17 protein-coding genes and 1 tRNA gene are annotated in these 15,492 nt (G+C 46.1%); 9 read left to right on the top strand and 9 right to left on the bottom strand.

What is annotated here, in order from left to right; all coding sequences use genetic code 11:
• Position 1 precedes the first annotated feature (1 nt).
• On the top strand, positions 2–895 hold the full coding sequence (rapZ, locus tag LZG75_RS00395; RefSeq protein WP_233934738.1) for an RNase adapter RapZ: 894 nt from the start codon (positions 2–4) through the stop codon (positions 893–895).
• Here rapZ and mutY read toward each other — a convergent pair.
• Positions 843–2,039, bottom strand: a complete 1,197-nt coding sequence (gene mutY, locus LZG75_RS00400; RefSeq protein ID WP_233934739.1) for an A/G-specific adenine glycosylase — start codon at positions 2,037–2,039, stop codon at positions 843–845. The genes rapZ and mutY overlap by 53 nt on opposite strands.
• Positions 2,024–2,860, bottom strand: a complete 837-nt coding sequence (gene mutM, locus LZG75_RS00405; RefSeq protein ID WP_233924516.1) for a bifunctional DNA-formamidopyrimidine glycosylase/DNA-(apurinic or apyrimidinic site) lyase — start codon at positions 2,858–2,860, stop codon at positions 2,024–2,026. The genes mutY and mutM overlap by 16 nt, the downstream gene beginning before the upstream one ends.
• A 35-nt stretch (positions 2,861–2,895) precedes the next feature.
• Here mutM and LZG75_RS00410 point away from each other — a divergent pair, with 35 nt between their 5' ends.
• From LZG75_RS00410 to pth, 6 genes are all read left to right on the top strand, one after another.
• Positions 2,896–4,386 carry an outer membrane lipoprotein LolB gene (locus LZG75_RS00410; protein ID WP_233934740.1) on the top strand — a complete coding sequence of 497 codons (1,491 nt, stop codon included), beginning with the start codon at positions 2,896–2,898 and terminating at the stop codon, positions 4,384–4,386.
• Positions 4,373–5,257, top strand: a complete 885-nt coding sequence (gene ispE / locus LZG75_RS00415) for a 4-(cytidine 5'-diphospho)-2-C-methyl-D-erythritol kinase (RefSeq protein ID WP_233934741.1) — start codon at positions 4,373–4,375, stop codon at positions 5,255–5,257. The genes LZG75_RS00410 and ispE overlap by 14 nt, the downstream gene beginning before the upstream one ends.
• An 8-nt stretch (positions 5,258–5,265) precedes the next feature.
• Positions 5,266–5,342 (top strand) — tRNA-Gln (locus tag LZG75_RS00420).
• 32 nt (positions 5,343–5,374) lie between these two features.
• Positions 5,375–6,328 carry a ribose-phosphate pyrophosphokinase gene (locus tag LZG75_RS00425; protein ID WP_233934742.1) on the top strand — a complete coding sequence of 318 codons (954 nt, stop codon included), beginning with the start codon at positions 5,375–5,377 and terminating at the stop codon, positions 6,326–6,328.
• 125 nt (positions 6,329–6,453) lie between these two features.
• Entirely contained in the window at positions 6,454–7,125 is a 672-nt protein-coding gene (locus LZG75_RS00430) for a 50S ribosomal protein L25/general stress protein Ctc (RefSeq protein ID WP_233934743.1), read from the top strand.
• Between the two features lie 96 nt (positions 7,126–7,221).
• Positions 7,222–7,812, top strand: coding sequence for an aminoacyl-tRNA hydrolase (pth, locus tag LZG75_RS00435; protein ID WP_233924509.1), 591 nt, complete (start codon positions 7,222–7,224; stop codon positions 7,810–7,812).
• Here the strand turns inward: pth and LZG75_RS00440 are convergent.
• The 5 genes from LZG75_RS00440 to LZG75_RS00460 are packed head-to-tail and all read right to left on the bottom strand — an operon-like array spanning position 7,809 to position 11,991.
• A complete protein-coding gene (locus tag LZG75_RS00440) occupies positions 7,809–8,099 on the bottom strand; it encodes a YfhL family 4Fe-4S dicluster ferredoxin (protein WP_233934744.1) in 291 nt (96 codons plus the stop codon). The two genes, pth and LZG75_RS00440, sit on opposite strands and share 4 nt — an antisense overlap.
• Positions 8,100–8,113: 14 nt before the next feature.
• Positions 8,114–8,602: a pantetheine-phosphate adenylyltransferase gene (gene coaD, locus LZG75_RS00445; protein WP_233924507.1), complete on the bottom strand. Its 489-nt coding sequence runs from the start codon at positions 8,600–8,602 to the stop codon at positions 8,114–8,116.
• A gap of 49 nt (positions 8,603–8,651) precedes the next feature.
• Positions 8,652–9,257 (bottom strand): 16S rRNA (guanine(966)-N(2))-methyltransferase RsmD, encoded by a 606-nt coding sequence (rsmD, locus tag LZG75_RS00450; protein WP_233934745.1) that lies wholly within the window; start codon positions 9,255–9,257, stop codon positions 8,652–8,654.
• A gap of 29 nt (positions 9,258–9,286) precedes the next feature.
• Complete coding sequence (locus LZG75_RS00455) at positions 9,287–10,636, bottom strand: pitrilysin family protein (protein ID WP_233934746.1); 1,350 nt, start codon at positions 10,634–10,636, stop codon at positions 9,287–9,289.
• Entirely contained in the window at positions 10,633–11,991 is a 1,359-nt protein-coding gene (locus tag LZG75_RS00460; RefSeq protein WP_233934747.1) for a pitrilysin family protein, read from the bottom strand. The genes LZG75_RS00455 and LZG75_RS00460 overlap by 4 nt, the downstream gene beginning before the upstream one ends.
• A 124-nt stretch (positions 11,992–12,115) precedes the next feature.
• On the opposite strand from LZG75_RS00460, the gene ftsY reads away from it, so the two are divergent.
• Positions 12,116–13,006 (top strand): signal recognition particle-docking protein FtsY, encoded by an 891-nt coding sequence (ftsY, locus tag LZG75_RS00465; protein ID WP_233924503.1) that lies wholly within the window; start codon positions 12,116–12,118, stop codon positions 13,004–13,006.
• 90 nt (positions 13,007–13,096) lie between these two features.
• The gene (gene rpoH, locus LZG75_RS00470) at positions 13,097–14,026 is read left to right on the top strand and encodes an RNA polymerase sigma factor RpoH (protein WP_233934748.1); all 930 of its coding nucleotides are present in this window, start codon (positions 13,097–13,099) and stop codon (positions 14,024–14,026) included.
• Here the strand turns inward: rpoH and LZG75_RS00475 are convergent.
• Together LZG75_RS00475 and cyoE are read right to left on the bottom strand one after the other, a co-directional pair.
• Positions 14,006–14,605 carry an SCO family protein gene (locus LZG75_RS00475; RefSeq protein ID WP_233924501.1) on the bottom strand — a complete coding sequence of 200 codons (600 nt, stop codon included), beginning with the start codon at positions 14,603–14,605 and terminating at the stop codon, positions 14,006–14,008. The genes rpoH and LZG75_RS00475 overlap by 21 nt on opposite strands.
• An 8-nt stretch (positions 14,606–14,613) precedes the next feature.
• The gene (cyoE, locus tag LZG75_RS00480) at positions 14,614–15,474 is read right to left on the bottom strand and encodes a heme o synthase (RefSeq protein ID WP_233924499.1); all 861 of its coding nucleotides are present in this window, start codon (positions 15,472–15,474) and stop codon (positions 14,614–14,616) included.
• Between the last annotated feature and the right edge of the window lie 18 nt (positions 15,475–15,492).

The raw sequence follows: 15,492 nt of genomic DNA on the forward strand, positions 1-15,492 counted from the left end.
AATGCAAATTCACCTAATTACGGGTATTTCGGGTTCTGGTAAATCTGTTGCTTTGCGAGCCTTCGAAGATGCTGGTTACGACTGTATTGATAATTTACCGGTATCTTTATTAGAAGCTTTAATTGCGACCCTAGAAACTGAAAAAAGGGAGCGGGTTGCAGTTGCCATTGATGCTCGTCGTGGTGATTCGATTGCCCAATTACCGCAACTGCTTAAACAATTACAAGCTAACCATCAAGTACGCGTCCTTTTTATTAATGCTGATACGAATACCTTAGTGCAGCGTTTTTCTGAGACCAGACGCCGCCATCCCCTTTCAGTTAAAGCGGGCGCTAACTCTGAACAGACATTAGCAAGCACCTTAATTGAGGCCCTAGAACTCGAGCGCAAGCTACTTGAACCCCTTAGTAAGGAAGCGCATAGTATCGATACCAGCAATCTGCCCGCCCATACACTGCGCTCTTGGATTCAAGATTTGATTAAGGATAAACCAGTGGGTTTAACCGTCATCCTTGAATCATTTGGCTTTAAAAAAGGCTTGCCTGGTGAAGCTGACCTGGTCTTTGATGTGCGCTGTCTTCCTAACCCGTACTACGACAAAATACTGCGCCCCTTAACGGGTAGGGATGAACTAGTTAAACGCTTTTTAAGCGCAATTCCGGAAGTCAATGCAATGGCCGATGACATTATTCGCTTTGTGCAAAATTGGTTGCCCCATTACATCGCTGATGGTCGTAGTTACTTAACTATTGCCATTGGCTGCACTGGTGGACAACATCGCTCGGTTTACTTAATCAATCGACTGGGCCAAGCCCTAGAAAAAAATGCAGTCAGCACCTTACCTATTCATTTGCTTTATCGGCATCGCGAATTAGATTCCAATCCTGAAAAATAAGGCGGATTGCTTGCGGCAAGCCAAGTGCATCTAGTTCGTTCAGCCTAAACCAAGCGTAATCTGTTCCCGCTATGGCTATGGGCTTGCTCAATTGAATACGCCAAGACTGAATCCACAATACCCGATGGGTAAACACATGCTTGAGTACTAAGCCTGCTACTGGCTTAGTACTTAATTTAATCAATTGGTCTAATACTTTTTCTGCAACGTGGCCTGATGAAAAAATCATTTGCAGCAATTTTTTGGTGCTAATATTTTTTTTTATTTTTGGCGTCTGCACAACACTATCTAGCGTTATTTTTTGCCAACTCGATTCAGGTAAAGACCATAAGCCACCCCAGATACCCTCGGTTGGCCGACGTTGCAATAAAATCTGCTCTTGGGCTTGAATGATGAGCATCACACAGTTAAATGCAGGTGATTTTTTCTTGACTAGTTTCTTGGGTAACTCAAGTACTTGATTATGTTGTTTGGCAATACAACTACTTTCGAATGGACATTTTTTTTCTTGACTATTTTTTTGGCTTAAACAAATCGGTTGTCGCGCAGTACACCATGTGGCACCAAAATCCATTAAAGCCTGTGTATAGCGTGGCATGAATTTCGCCTCATGTGGCAAGAGCGTTTGGGCTAATTGCCACAATTGCTCGCTAACTGCCTTGCTTTGTACCGCACCTGCAACGCCAAATAACCTTGCTAAAATCCGCTTCACATTTGCATCTAAGATTGGCGTACGCAGATTAAATGCAAATGCAGCAATCGCACCTGCGGTTGACCTACCAATGCCTGCTAATTTTTCTAATTGCGCTAATTGGCGAGGAAACTGCCCGCCATAATCCTGCTCTATTTGCTTTGCGCAAGCATGCAAATTACGTGCACGACTGTAGTAACCCAATCCACTCCATTCTGCCAATACTTCATCTAAGGGGGCAGCAGCTAGCGCCTGAACTGTGGGAAAGCGCTGCATGAGCTTAGGATAACGTTCAAGCACAGTGCTGACTTGTGTTTGTTGCAACATAATTTCAGAGACCCAGATAGCGTAAGGATCGTGTAAATTTTGCCAAGGCAACCCGGCGCGACCATCTTGTTGATGCCAGCGCAACAGTACTGTTGCAAACTGATCTCGATTTAGCGTTTTTGGCACACTGGGCAGTAGTAGGTTGAACGTTGACTTTGCACTATTTGACGAATTGGGGTTTGACATACCCTACAGGGCAGATCACGGCGATCATATACTTTGGTTTGCATCATAAAGTGCCCTGGCTCACCCGCGCTATTAACAAAATCGCGCAATGAGCTCCCCCCTGCTTTAATGGCCCGCGTTAAGACCGCGCGAATGGCCATAGCTAAACGTACACAATTTGGGCGAGTTAATCGTCCAGCTGCTTTAGCAGGATGAATACCGGCTTCAAATAGGCTTTCCGAACAGTAAATATTGCCTACCCCCACTACGGCTTGTCCAGCCAACAAAAATTGCTTCACTGCGATTGTTCTACCCCGCGAAGCTTGGTACAACAGGTCTGCTGCGGCTGCGCCAGCAAAGTCTGCTGACAGTGGCTCTACACCCAGCTTACTAAGCAGGGGATTCGAAGCGACGGGCCCTTTACTGTTTGGATGCCAAATCACGGCGCCAAATTTTCTGGGATCGTGTAAACGCAAACTGAGAGAGCCCAAATAAAAAATGACTCGATCATGTGGTTTAGGTAAGTCAGGGGTGGGCAAAATTCGTAATACACCTGTCATACCTAAGTGGATGAGTAAATAACCCCGATCTAAGCGCAGCAGTAAGTATTTGCCTCGGCGTTCAATCGCTTGAACTTGTTGGCCGCGAAGGATGGTAGCCAGATTTTTTATCACTGGCCAGCGGAGCCGACCATCAAGCACTTCGAGGCCAGAGATGCTTCGTCCCACAAGGTGGGCTTGGATACCAAGACGGGTTACTTCTACTTCAGGTAGTTCGGGCATAAATAGATTGTAGTTTCCGCGATTAGAATGGGGTTATGAAACCTTTTTTATTGCTTAGTTTCGCCCTTGGCCTAAACTGCTGTGGTGCACTGCCAGTCCTTGCTGAGCCTTTTAATGAGCGCCCTCAAGCAGTTGCTGAAAATGATGGTGGGCAGGCTATTTTTGAAATACTGGCCTCTGAAATCGCTGTGCAACGGGGCGAGTTTGGCTTGGGGTATCAAACGTACTTAAGCTTAGCGCGCAAAACCCGCGACCCCCGTTTGGCTCAACGGGCAATGGAAATTGCTTTGGCTGCGGGCGCTCCTGACAGTGCCTTAGAGGCAGCTGAAAGCTGGGACAGTTTAGCGGGGGCCTCACCAGGCAACTCGAAAGAAGTGTTAGTGACCTTGCTTATGCTTAACCAGCGCTGGCCTGACGCCGTACAGCCCACCATTGCTCTGTTACGTAGTCAAAAACCGACTGATCGTGAAACAACTATTAAGCGTCTCATGCCTCTGTTTGCTAAGGCTGCTAATGAAGATAATGCCATGCGGGCTTTTTATAGCATTATTTCTGCAGTCAATCCGCTACCGCAAGACAAAGAAATTCTTTTCCTTTACTCCATGGCGGCCGATAAAGCAGGTCACCCCGAAGTGATGGAAAAGGTCTTGCGAATTATTTTGAGCCAAAATCCGAATGATGTTAATGCTTTAAATGCCTTGGGTTACTCCTTAGCCGATCGCAAGCAAAAATTACCCGAAGCGCTTGTCCTCATCACTAAGGCACATCAACTTTCTCCTAATGATGCTTTTATTTTAGATAGTCTAGGGTGGGTTAATTTTCGCCTTGGCAATACGGTTTTAGCAACCCAGCAATTACAGCAAGCGCTGCAAACTAAACCAGAGGCAGATATTGCTGCCCATTTAGGCGAAGTGCAGTGGAGCCAGCAACAAATGAGTGCTGCTGAAGTCTCGTGGCGCCAAGCAGAAAAATTAGATGCGAATAATGCTACCTTACGCGAAACCTTAGCGCGCCTGAAGCCAGATTGGGTTAGTCACAATGAAACTAAATCAGCTCAATGGGATGGACGCTTCTCAGTGAATGTAACAGGTAGTGTAGAAGGTCGTAATCAAGGAGGCTCGGGTGGCTTTACCCTTACCCAAAATCAATTAAGCGATGTCTTGGAAATTCGTAATCCTATTGGTGGGGCGCTGGCCAAAATTACTGTTACCCCTGGCGAAGCTACGCTTGAGCGCAATGGCGAAATATTCAAAGCGTTTGATGCGGATACTTTATTATTGAATGCACTGGGTCTTGCCCTACCCGCCCGCGGTTTATCTGACTGGATGCGAGCCCAGGCCAGACCAGGAAGTAGCGCGAGTGTTGAACGCAATAGTGACGGACAGGTAACCCAAATAAAACAAGATGGGTGGACCTTAAGTTACGATTGGCTAAATCCCAACAAACTTGAAAAGCTGACCATGATTCGCAATACGAATCTAGGCTCCGTTGAGGTTCGGCTGGTTTTTGACTATGCCAGCAACTAAGACAATACAACTTTTTGCGCCGGCGAAGCTCAATTTATTTTTACATATAGTAGGCCGCCGCAATGATGGCTATCATCTTTTGCAATCGGTTTTTCAATTGATCGACTGGTGCGATTTAATCACCCTTAAACTTGCTGCTGATCAACAGGTTCATCTTTCTACCTCACTACCTGGTATCGATGCGGCACACAATCTCGTTGTCAGGGCGGCTGAACTCATTAAAAATTTTAGTGGCACTAAAGCGGGAGTAAGCATTGCCTTAGAAAAAAATATCCCCGTGGGTGCTGGGCTAGGTGGCGGATCATCAGATGCTGCTGCGGTTCTGCTGGGCCTAAACGATTTATGGAAATTACATTTAGATTTGCCCACACTCATGCAACTAGGTCTCCAACTAGGGGCTGATGTGCCCTTTTTTCTCTTTAGAAAAAATGCTTTTGTCGAAGGTATTGGGGAACGATTACAGGAAATAGAACTACCACCGACACGCTATTTAGTTATTTTTCCTGGCGCATCGATTGCCACCAGCACGATTTTCCAGGCGCCTGAATTGACCCGTAACCATGCCCCGATTACAATCAATGACTATTTAGCTTCTCCCGCATTGAAAAATAAATGGGGCAATGATTGTCAGGCGGTTGCCGTACAAATTTGCCCCGCAGTTCAGCAAGCCTTAGATTGGATTGAACAGATGCTACCTTTTTCTAAACCCCGCATGTCGGGCTCTGGCAGCAGCGTGTATGTTGCCCTGCCTGATGCCAATGCCCAATCTCGCGCTGCAGATCTTTGTGCTCATCTGCCTCAGGGGTGGGTTGGACGGGTAGTGGGGGGTTTAAATCAAAATTCCGCTTACAATGCGATTTCATCAAAATGACACACTACAGGGGAGTCGCCAAGCTGGTTAAGGCACTGGATTTTGATTCCAGCATGCGAAGGTTCGAATCCTTCCTCCCCTGCCAAATAACTGCATAGCCTAAATAAATCTACCCCTATGAACTCCGACTTCTTGACCTTATTTACTGGCAATGCCAACCCTGCTCTAGCGAATGCAGTAGCTCAAGAATTAAGTCTCTCCCTCGGTAAAGCCTTTGTAGGACGCTTTTCCGACGGAGAAATTCAGGTTGAAATTCAAGAAAATGTGCGCGGTAAAAATGTCGTTGTAATTCAGTCTACTTGCGCGCCAACAAACGATAATTTAATGGAATTAATGGTCATGATTGACGCTCTAAAGCGTGCATCTGCCAGTCGCATAACCGCAGTGATTCCTTACTTCGGATATGCCCGCCAAGACCGTCGTCCACGTTCGGCTCGGGTGGCTATTTCAGCGCGTATTGTGGCCAATATGCTGCAGTCGGTAGCGGGCATCGAACGGGTTTTAACCATGGATCTGCATGCTGATCAAATACAAGGTTTCTTCGATATCCCAGTTGATAATATTTACGCCTCTCCCGTTTTACTAGCCGACCTGCAACACAAAAAAGGCGATGATTTACTGGTGGTGTCTCCCGATATTGGTGGGGTGGTGCGGGCCCGTGCGATGGCCAAACAACTAGATTGTGACTTAGCCATTATTGATAAACGCCGGCCCAAGGCCAATGTTTCTGAAGTAATGCACCTAATTGGTGAGGTTGAAGGCCGCCACTGCGTCATCATGGACGACATTATTGATACTGGTGGCACCCTTTGTAAAGCCGCTGAAGCCCTTAAACAGCGGGGCGCTAAGGGGGTTACTGCTTACTGTACCCATGCTGTTTTGTCGGGTGGCGCCATGGCTCGAATTGCCGCCTCAGAGCTCGACGAAGTCGTTGTGACCGATACCATTCCCCTGACTTTAGAGGGAAGTAAGGTTAAGAAAATTCGCCAATTAAGTGTTGCCCCCCTTTTGGCTGAAACCCTCCTGCGCATTAGCAAGGGCGACTCGGTGATGTCGCTATTTGCTGAATAAAGGGCTCTTTTAGCTATTTTTGGTCTGCTCAGGCTCTTGGCATTGTTCTCAAACCCCAAGCAAGCTATAATTTGAGGCTTTTCTGTTTGGTCGCGAACGGAAATTAACCTACATTGGGAGTCCTTATGAAAGTCGTTGCTTTTGAAAGAAGCGTGCAGGGAACGGGTGCGAGCCGCCGCCTACGCAACTCCGGTAAAACTCCGGGCATTATTTATGGCGGTCAAAAAACGCCTCAAGTGGTTGAACTAGACCATAACGCGTTATTTCATGCCTTACGCAAAGAAGCTTTTCACTCGTCTATTTTGGAAATTGAAATTGGGGGAAAGACTCAAAAAGCCCTGCTCCGCGATTACCAAATGCATCCCTTCAAACCACTTGTTTTACATATTGATTTTCAACGCGTCTCAGCCACTGAAAAAATTCATATGCGCATTCCCTTGCACTTTACGCGTGCAGAAGAATCCGTCGCAATTAAATTGGGTGGTGCGGTAATTAGTCATATTGCTAATGATCTGGAAATTACCTGCTTGCCAGCCGACTTACCTGAGTTCATCGAAGTTGATCTCAGTAAAATTGAAGTAGGTCATTCAATTCATGCGAAAGACGTGGTCTTACCCAAAGGTGTAACCTTGGTCTTGCACATTGAACAAGAAAATCCTGTGCTTGCTAATGCGCGTATCCCTACTGTTAAAGCCGAACCCGAAACAGTCGTTGCTGTGGCTACTGAGGCAGCCCCTGCAGCAGCAGATGCGGCTAAAGATAAAGATAAAGACAAAGATAAAGACGCAAAGGCTTAAGGTAAACTGTCATTCAAGAAAGCCCGCTGAGCGCGGGTTTTCTTTTTTTTTAAGTCTGTCGATGACATTTTTTCCAGCTTCAGCTACATTAACGCCATGATTCAGTTAATTATAGGTCTGGGCAACCCAGGCGAGGAGCATGAAAAAGATCGGCATAATGCTGGCTTTTGGTTTGTCGAATCCTTAGCAGCCCAATTGAAAATTCACCTAGAGTACGAAAAACGTTTTCTCGGATATGTGGCTAAAACCAAATTCAAGGGGCTTGAACGCTATCTGCTGGAGCCTAATACGTATATGAATTTAAGTGGCCAATCAGTTGGCGCATGCTGTCATTTTCACAAAATAGCGGCCGAGTCTATTTTAGTGGTCCACGATGAGCTTGATCTCAAGCCAGGGGTGGCGCGCCTGAAGTTTGGTGGCGGTACGGGTGGTCACAATGGGCTTAAAGATATTCAGGCTCATCTAGGTAGTGCTAAATTTTGGCGCTTACGCATTGGCATTGGCCATCCACGCGACCTTGCTAGTGAGCGCAAGCCTATTGAAGTGGTTGATTATGTTTTAAAAAAACCTCGCAAAGAAGAGCAGGTCTTGCTTGAATCTGCGCTAGATCAGGCCCTAGGTGTAATTCCATTAATACTTGACGGTGATATGCAAAATGCGACTCAAGCATTGCATACAAGCTGCTAAGGCTTAACCTTTTCGTTATTCATCTCAGTAACTGCAGTAACTACAGCGCTTAATTGCTGATACTTCAATAAGAGTTTTGCTGGGGTCTCGACAAAAGCGGGATTGAGCGGAATGCAATCTACTGGACAGACTTGCCGACACTGAGGGGCATCAAAATGACCCACGCACTCAGTGCACTTTGTGGGATTGATTTCATAGATCTCGAGGCCCATAAAAATGGCATCATTTGGGCATTCTGGCTCGCAAACATCGCAATTAATGCAGTCATCGGTAATCATTAATGCCATTGGTCAGTCTTATTTTATGGTTTTTGCTCAGCTAATTTTTTCGCTAACCATTTTTCTACCGAAGGAAAAACAAACTTACTGACGTCACCGCCCATCAAAGCAATTTCTCGTACAAAGGTGCCTGATATAAATTGATATTGATCGGAGGGCGTTAAAAATAGGGTTTCGACATCGGGTAATAAATAGCGATTCATACCAGCCATTTGAAACTCGTATTCAAAATCGGATACGGCGCGCAAACCGCGGACGATGACCCGTGCTTGATGCTCACGAGCAAAATCTTTTAACAGGCCTGTAAAACCGACTATTTTTACGTTGCTATAGTGGTTTAAAACCTCTTTGGCAATGGCAATACGCTCTTCAAGATTAAAAAAAGGCTTTTTGCTGCGACTATCAGCAACCCCGACAATGACTTCGCCAAAAATACTCGAAGCGCGACGGACTAAATCTTCATGCCCTCGGGTGAAAGGATCAAAGGTACCTGGGTAAACAGCGACTGCCATACTTCCCCCTCTTTTATTATTACTTCACTCTCTATGAGTAGACCGCAGTTTAGCCTGAAGTGGCCCGAAACAGCAATGCTAAGGTCTGCCCGATAGCTAACTCTTTGACACAAGTCCAATTCTGCAGGCCAGAGATGAGACTCGCTTTAGCGGTACTTACTGGGCACTCGATGTATATTGCGCCCTGGGGACCAGACTGACAAACTCGTCCAGCCTCTTTGGCGGCAGCCAAGAGCAGTTGTGAATCTTGAAAAGGGGGGTCAAGGAAAATTAAATCCCAAGATGCTGTTGTTTGGGCTTTTAAAAACTGTAAACCATCAGCCTCTAGTAATGTAACTTTTCCAGCCGCTGGGTAACTATTCAGATTTTGAAGATTGAGCGTCAAATTCAAAAAAGTGTTTTTGTGTTTTTCAATTAATTCTACTAGGGCGGCATTGCGCGACGCCGCCTCAAATCCTAAAGCGCCCGAGCCCGCAAATACATCGAGGCAACGCAAGCCACTTAAATCTTGGCCCAACCAATTAAATAAGGTTTCGCGTAAGCGATCAGTACTGGGGCGCAAGCCAGCTTGGCTAATTACTTTAATTTGGCGACTGCGCCAAACTCCGCCAATAATTCTAATTTGCTGCGGTAAGGCGCGGGGCGATTTAATCAAATTGATTGCCTTATATCAGTCACTTGCACTTATTTTTTGGGTGTGACGCTCGCCCCAACTACAACTGTTTGCATGCGATTCATTGCTAAATGTTTTTGAAACGCTAGACGAACTTGTTCAACTGTAACCAACTCCAGCTGTTTCGTCCAAGTTTCCAAGGTATCAAGCGGTAAATTATTCCACGTGATTGCCGATAGATTGTCGAGCAATTTACGATTGCTATCAATTCGCAAGGGAAAGCCGTTACTTAAATTTGCTTTTGCTGCTAATAGATCGGCTGGGCTCGGACCCTCAATAATAAAACGCGCAATCGTCTCACGCACCACTTCCAAAGCGAGGGCAGCCTGATCATTACGCGTTTGTAAGCCGGCCTGGAAAATACCATTGCTCTTGCCCGGAATAAAGTAACTAGACACGCTATAAGCTAAGCCGCGTTTTTCTCGTACTTCATTCATTAGGCGGGACACAAAACCACCACCTCCTAAAACATAGTTCCCAACAAGTAGGGGGAAATAATCGGGATCATTGCGCGGCACTGCCGTCATACCCAACGCAATATGCGTTTGTTGCGCATCGAAGGCAATTTGGGTTTCTCTTGCCGTGGCTGGCTCGACAGGTGATTCAGTCAGTAGTGGTAAAGCTGGGATAGCTGGACCGGTGGGTGACAATTGCAAGATCAGCGCCTGAGCAATTTGCGTAGCCTCTAGGGGGCTAAGATCGCCAACCAAATTAACTGTCATGCGATCACTGCGATAAAACAGTTGATGAAATTGTTTGAGATCACTCACTTGAATTTTCTCAATCGACTGGGGTGTAGCAAAAGATCCGAGCGGATAGTCACGATAGACTGCTTTTTTAAAACGCCGCTCCAGAATAAATTCCGGCTTCGTTTCTGCCTCTAATAACGCAGCAATTAAGCGTTGCTTTTCGCGCGCTACAATGTTGGGCTCAAAACTAGGGTGCGCCAAAATCGTTGCGCCCAATTCAACCACCCGTTGACGCAGGTCGGCGCGACTGAGACTACGGATGCGCAGTGAAGCCCTTTCACCACCCGCTGCGACTGATAAACTGGCTCCCAAGTCGGCTATTTCATCCGCAATTGCAGCCTCACTCAATGTCCTCTTGCCACTCTGTGCACCAAGGCTTAATAGGCCAGCCGTAAGAGCAGCTAAACCTTTTTTATTGGTTGGATCATAACGCTCGCCGGCGTCGATAGTGACTTCAATATCGATGATTGGCAGCCCTTTAGTTTGGATTAAGTATGCGCGAGCGTTGTTAGCTAAGGTGAGAGTTTCAATTGGTGGAGTTGCCCATGCGCAGGGTAGCAAAATAAGGACATTCACGATGATGAGAGTGAAGATCTTGAGCATCAACTTCATTGACTTTGTGCCCTTTTCTCAATTTGTAGATTACCTGTTGGCATGCCAACTGGGTTGGCTAATTTAGTCTTACGTACCTGCGGATCTAATACAGCTACTGTTAAACCTGCATCCACGAGGTAGCGTTTTGCCACGGCTTGAACTTGCGCCGAAGTAACCGCTTGAACCTGTGCTAATAAACTATCTAATTCGCGCCATGAAACCCCAGCGATTTCTGCGCTGCCAATTTCCATTGCTTGACCAAAAATCGAGTCCCGCTTATAAATTTGATTCGCTAAGATACGTACTTTAATGCGCTTTAGCTCTGCTTCAGTAACGCCTTGGGTAATTAACTCTTGCAATACCTGTCGAATGCCCACTTGCACCTGAGCAATGGTTTTTCCTTTTGCTACAGTGGCGCTAATTTGAAATAACTGCGGACCGCGTGAAATCAATTCGTAGCTTGCATCCACGCCATCTGCCAAACGTTGTTGTTTTACTAAGGCACGAGTTAAGCGGGCATTGTCATAGCCATCTAATACTCCCCCTAAAACCTCTAAGGCAAATGGCTCTATTTGGTCGGGCTTACTGGGGTCTAAATGGGGCACTTTCCATGCCATCGTAATCTGTGGGGTATCGGCCGGTGCCTGAACAAGGACATTTTTAATGCCAATTTGTATCGGTTCTATTTGAGGCTTACGTACGGGTAAAGTTTTTGCGGGATGTTGGCCGTAATACTGTTCAGCTAAAACGCGGACTTTAGCGGGGTCTACATCACCACTAATCACTACGATGGCATTATTGGGGGCATACCAATTGGTGTACCAATTGCGCGCATCCACTGCTTGCATGTTTTCTAAATCATTCATCCAGCCAATAACAGGGTGACGGTATGGCGAGCTCATAAAAGCAGTAGCCATTAAGGTCTCGTTCACAATGGCGTTGGCATTGTCTTCAGTTCGCAAACGCCTTTCTTCCATAATGACCTGAATTTCTTTTTTAAATTCGGCATCGTCAAAATTGAGATTGCTCATGCGATCTGCCTCAAGTTGCATGACGGTCGCTAATTTAGACTGTTCAACTTGTTGAAAATAGGCCGTGTAATCAAGCGAAGTAAACGCATTTTCACGACCGCCTACCGCTGCAACTAAACGGGAAAATTCTCCCGTCTTGACCTTATCTGTGCCTTTAAACATCATGTGCTCAAGCACATGGGCCACGCCGGTTTTACCATTCACTTCATCCATTGAGCCTGCGCGATACCACACCATATGAGCTACGGTAGGCGCCCGATGGTCTTCGCGCACAATGAGCCGCAAGCCGTTACTCAAGTTAAATTCATGGGTTTCTACACTGGGGGGCGTAGCTTGCGCCACAGAATATGGGCTAAACAGGAATAAAATGCAGACTAAATAAATTTTTGATACTAGGTAGCGCATCGATTAATTCACGATCCCAGAGATTAAATTGATAAGATGCATCTTTTAGATTGTATCGATTATGTTTGATTTACGTAAAACCCTTGGCGCTTTATTCAAAGCAAATCAGCCTGATGAAGCTTGGTTTTTGGCCCTGGAAGAAGCCTTGCTGCAAAGTGATGTGGGCTTGCCTACCACTGAAGCCCTGATGGTCGCTCTTCGACGCGCAGCTAAATTACAAAAAACGGCTTCTACAGCCGAACTTCAAGCTTTATTAATTCAATTGGTGGCCGAGCTACTCAAAACCTTAGAGCCTAACTCGAATCCCCTACTCACTTCGTCGTCTATTGCTCATCCTGAAGTTTGGTTAATTGTTGGGGTTAACGGCGCTGGAAAAACCACCACCATTGGCAAACTGTGTCATCACTTTCAAAACCAAGGTAAATCCATTCTCTTGGCGGCTGGTGATACCTTTCGGGCGGCCGCACGTCAGCAATTACAGGAGTGGGGTTTGCGTAATCACGTTGATGTTATTACCCAAGATGGCGCAGACGCAGCCGCAGTCGCTCATGATGCAATTCAGGCGGCGCTTTCTCGCCAGTCTGACGTTCTGCTGATTGATACGGCCGGACGACTTTCAACTCAAGATCACCTCATGGCCGAGCTGAAAAAAATTAAACGGGTCATTGGTAAAATCTTACCTGGGGCACCGCACCATACGCTCTTAATTTTGGATGGCAATACGGGTCAAAATGGGCTTAGCCAGGTAAAGGCCTTTCATGCTGCGCTGGGCTTAAGCGATTTAATTATTACGAAGCTAGATGGAACGGCTAAAGGCGGGGTCATTTGTGCCTTAGCCCATTTATTGCAAGGCCCAGAAAAACCCCGCCTCTTAGGGCTTGGTAAAGGCGAAAGCCTTGGCGATCTAGTGGTCTTTAACGCTGCTCACTATGCTGCTGAATTATTCAATTAAATCAAGTACTTATCATGATATTTTCAGGCTAGCACTCGCTTGCCAAGAGTGCTAAAATGGAGTATTATTGAAGGCTATATTCAAGTAACGATGAACTATAAAAAACGTACCACGCCGATTAGTGAAGCGCTGCAACCCATACCTCGGGTTGGCTCAAACTTTGCTGCTTTTTCTACCTTACCAACCCTGGGTGTTGGCACATTAGATGCCTATATAAGTTACGTTAATCGCTTGCCAATGTTAAGCGCTGCTGAAGAACTGCATTTATCCCAAGACTACCGTCGAACTGAAAATGTGGATGCCGCTCGTGGCTTAGTCTTATCTCACCTACGTTTAGTGGTTTCGGTGGCGCGCCAATATTTAGGCTATGGTATTCCCCACGCCGATTTAATTCAGGAAGGTAATGTGGGGCTGATGAAAGCGGTGAAGCGCTACGATCCTAATCAAGGTGCACGGCTGGTATCGTATGCCATTTACTGGATTAAAGCGGAGATCCACGAATATATTTTGAAAAATTGGCGCTTGGTAAAACTAGCCACAACCAAAGCGCAGCGTAAATTATTTTTTAATTTACGTAGCAATAAACCAACCCTCAATGCCTTGTCGCCCAGCGAAATCGAAGCTCTAGCGAAGTCCCTTGACGTGCGGGGGGCAGATGTCAGAGAAATGGAAATGCGCTTAGCTGGTGGCGATGTCGCACTGGATGGCGACGATAAAGATGATGAAGCTTATGCACCTATTCAATGGCTTAGTGACGAACGTCATGAACCCACTGCCGTCATGGCTCAAGCTGAGACCCATGCCATGCAAGGGCCAAAACTAGAAAAGGCCTTGCAGGGCCTTGATGAACGCAGTCGGGATATTGTGCAAGCGCGTTGGTTGGCTGTTAATGCCGAGGGCAATGGCGCGAAAACGCTTCATGAGCTTGCAAATGAATATGGCATCTCTGCCGAACGGGTACGTCAAATTGAAGGTGCAGCATTAAAAAAAATGCGCACGCTATTGCAAGATCGTCTTTAAATCTTGGGCCAATACTTCAGGCCCTTGACCATGTTTAATATAAAGCCGTAGCTGTCCCTTTTGATCAAAGACATAACTGCCTGCAGTGTGATCGATGGTGTAAGTATTTGGGGATAAGCCCGGAACGCGTTTATAGTAAATTTTAAATTCTTTGGTGAGCCGATTTAAAGCGTCTTCATTGGCAGGCCGTAAACCGATAAAGCTTGGATTAAATGCAGGTACATACTGTTTTAATACCTCAGACGTATCACGCTCTGGGTCAAGTGTCACGAAAATCACTTGCACTTTAGCCGCTTGCGGACCCAATAATCTCATCACTTCTTGCATTTCAATTAAGGTCGTTGGACATACATCAGGGCAGTGAGTGTAACCAAAAAACATCACCACCGCCTTACCTTGAAAGTCGGCAAGTGTGCGGAGTTTACCGTCAGTATCGATTAAGCCGAAATTGGTACCGAATGCCTTACTACCCGTGATATCGACATTTTTAAAGGTCGGCTTTGAATCGCATGCTGCTAATACCCAAGCCAAGGAGAAAAATAAAATAATTCGAGTTATTGCGCGTAAGAAAATAAGCATGACAAATTTTAATTGATGTAGTGATCGACCAGGAACGCCGCAAATAATAATGTTAAATAGGTTATCGAATAACGAAAGGTTTTTTTCGCTAGCGCATCACTATAGGATACAAATAGCGCTATGGCATAAGCCATAAATATTCCGCCCAATCCGAGCGCCGCAATTAAATAAACCCAACCACTCATGCCATATAAATAAGGCAATACCGTAGCCGCTAGGAGAATCAAGGTATACAACAAAATATTAAGAACGGTAAAACGTTCGCCATGGGTTACTGGCAGCATTGGTAATCCAGACTGTACATATTCTTCGCGCCGATACAGCGCAAGTGCCCAAAAATGGGGGGGAGTCCAAACAAAAATAATCAATACGAGTAACCAGGCCTCAGCTGAAACAGAATTCGTTACTGCGGCCCACCCCAGTGCGGGTGGCATTGCACCGGATAGACCGCCAATAACAATATTTTGGGGGGTGGCTGGCTTTAACAGCCAAGTGTAAATGACTGCATAACCCACAAAAGTAGCGACCGTAAGCCACATGGTTAAAGGATTCGTGAAATTCCACAGCACAACCATTCCTAAAGAACCTAGCAAAATTGAAAAGACAATGATTTGATAAGGGGATAATTCACCTGTGGCAGAGGGGCGCCATGCCGTACGGCGCATTTTGGCATCAACTACTTGTTCAATTAAGCAATTAACTGCAAAGGCGGCTCCTGCCAATAACCAAATGCCAACTACGCCGCCAATTAATATGCGGTAAGGCACCATACCTGGAGTTGCTAAAAACATGCCAATCACCGCACAAAAAACGGCTAACTGCGTCACCCTAGGTTTGGTTAAAACCCAATATTGGCGCCACTTGGGCATTTTATATACTGGTTTCAA

Origin of the sequence: Polynucleobacter sp. IMCC30063 (assembly GCF_021395235.1) — a bacterium.
In the GTDB taxonomy this organism is placed as follows: domain Bacteria; phylum Pseudomonadota; class Gammaproteobacteria; order Burkholderiales; family Burkholderiaceae; genus Polynucleobacter.

Coding starts and splice junctions, on each gene's coding strand:
- rapZ (WP_233934738.1), top strand. CDS start 2: ATGCAAATTCACCTAATTACGGGTATTTCGGGTTCTGGTAAATCTGTT.
- mutM (WP_233924516.1), bottom strand. CDS start 2,860: ATGCCCGAACTACCTGAAGTAGAAGTAACCCGTCTTGGTATCCAAGCC.
- LZG75_RS00410 (WP_233934740.1), top strand. CDS start 2,896: ATGAAACCTTTTTTATTGCTTAGTTTCGCCCTTGGCCTAAACTGCTGT.
- ispE (WP_233934741.1), top strand. CDS start 4,373: ATGCCAGCAACTAAGACAATACAACTTTTTGCGCCGGCGAAGCTCAAT.
- LZG75_RS00425 (WP_233934742.1), top strand. CDS start 5,375: ATGAACTCCGACTTCTTGACCTTATTTACTGGCAATGCCAACCCTGCT.
- LZG75_RS00430 (WP_233934743.1), top strand. CDS start 6,454: ATGAAAGTCGTTGCTTTTGAAAGAAGCGTGCAGGGAACGGGTGCGAGC.
- pth (WP_233924509.1), top strand. CDS start 7,222: ATGATTCAGTTAATTATAGGTCTGGGCAACCCAGGCGAGGAGCATGAA.
- LZG75_RS00440 (WP_233934744.1), bottom strand. CDS start 8,099: ATGGCATTAATGATTACCGATGACTGCATTAATTGCGATGTTTGCGAG.
- coaD (WP_233924507.1), bottom strand. CDS start 8,602: ATGGCAGTCGCTGTTTACCCAGGTACCTTTGATCCTTTCACCCGAGGG.
- LZG75_RS00455 (WP_233934746.1), bottom strand. CDS start 10,636: ATGAAGTTGATGCTCAAGATCTTCACTCTCATCATCGTGAATGTCCTT.
- ftsY (WP_233924503.1), top strand. CDS start 12,116: ATGTTTGATTTACGTAAAACCCTTGGCGCTTTATTCAAAGCAAATCAG.
- rpoH (WP_233934748.1), top strand. CDS start 13,097: ATGAACTATAAAAAACGTACCACGCCGATTAGTGAAGCGCTGCAACCC.
- LZG75_RS00475 (WP_233924501.1), bottom strand. CDS start 14,605: ATGCTTATTTTCTTACGCGCAATAACTCGAATTATTTTATTTTTCTCC.
- cyoE (WP_233924499.1), bottom strand. CDS start 15,474: ATGCCCAAGTGGCGCCAATATTGGGTTTTAACCAAACCTAGGGTGACG.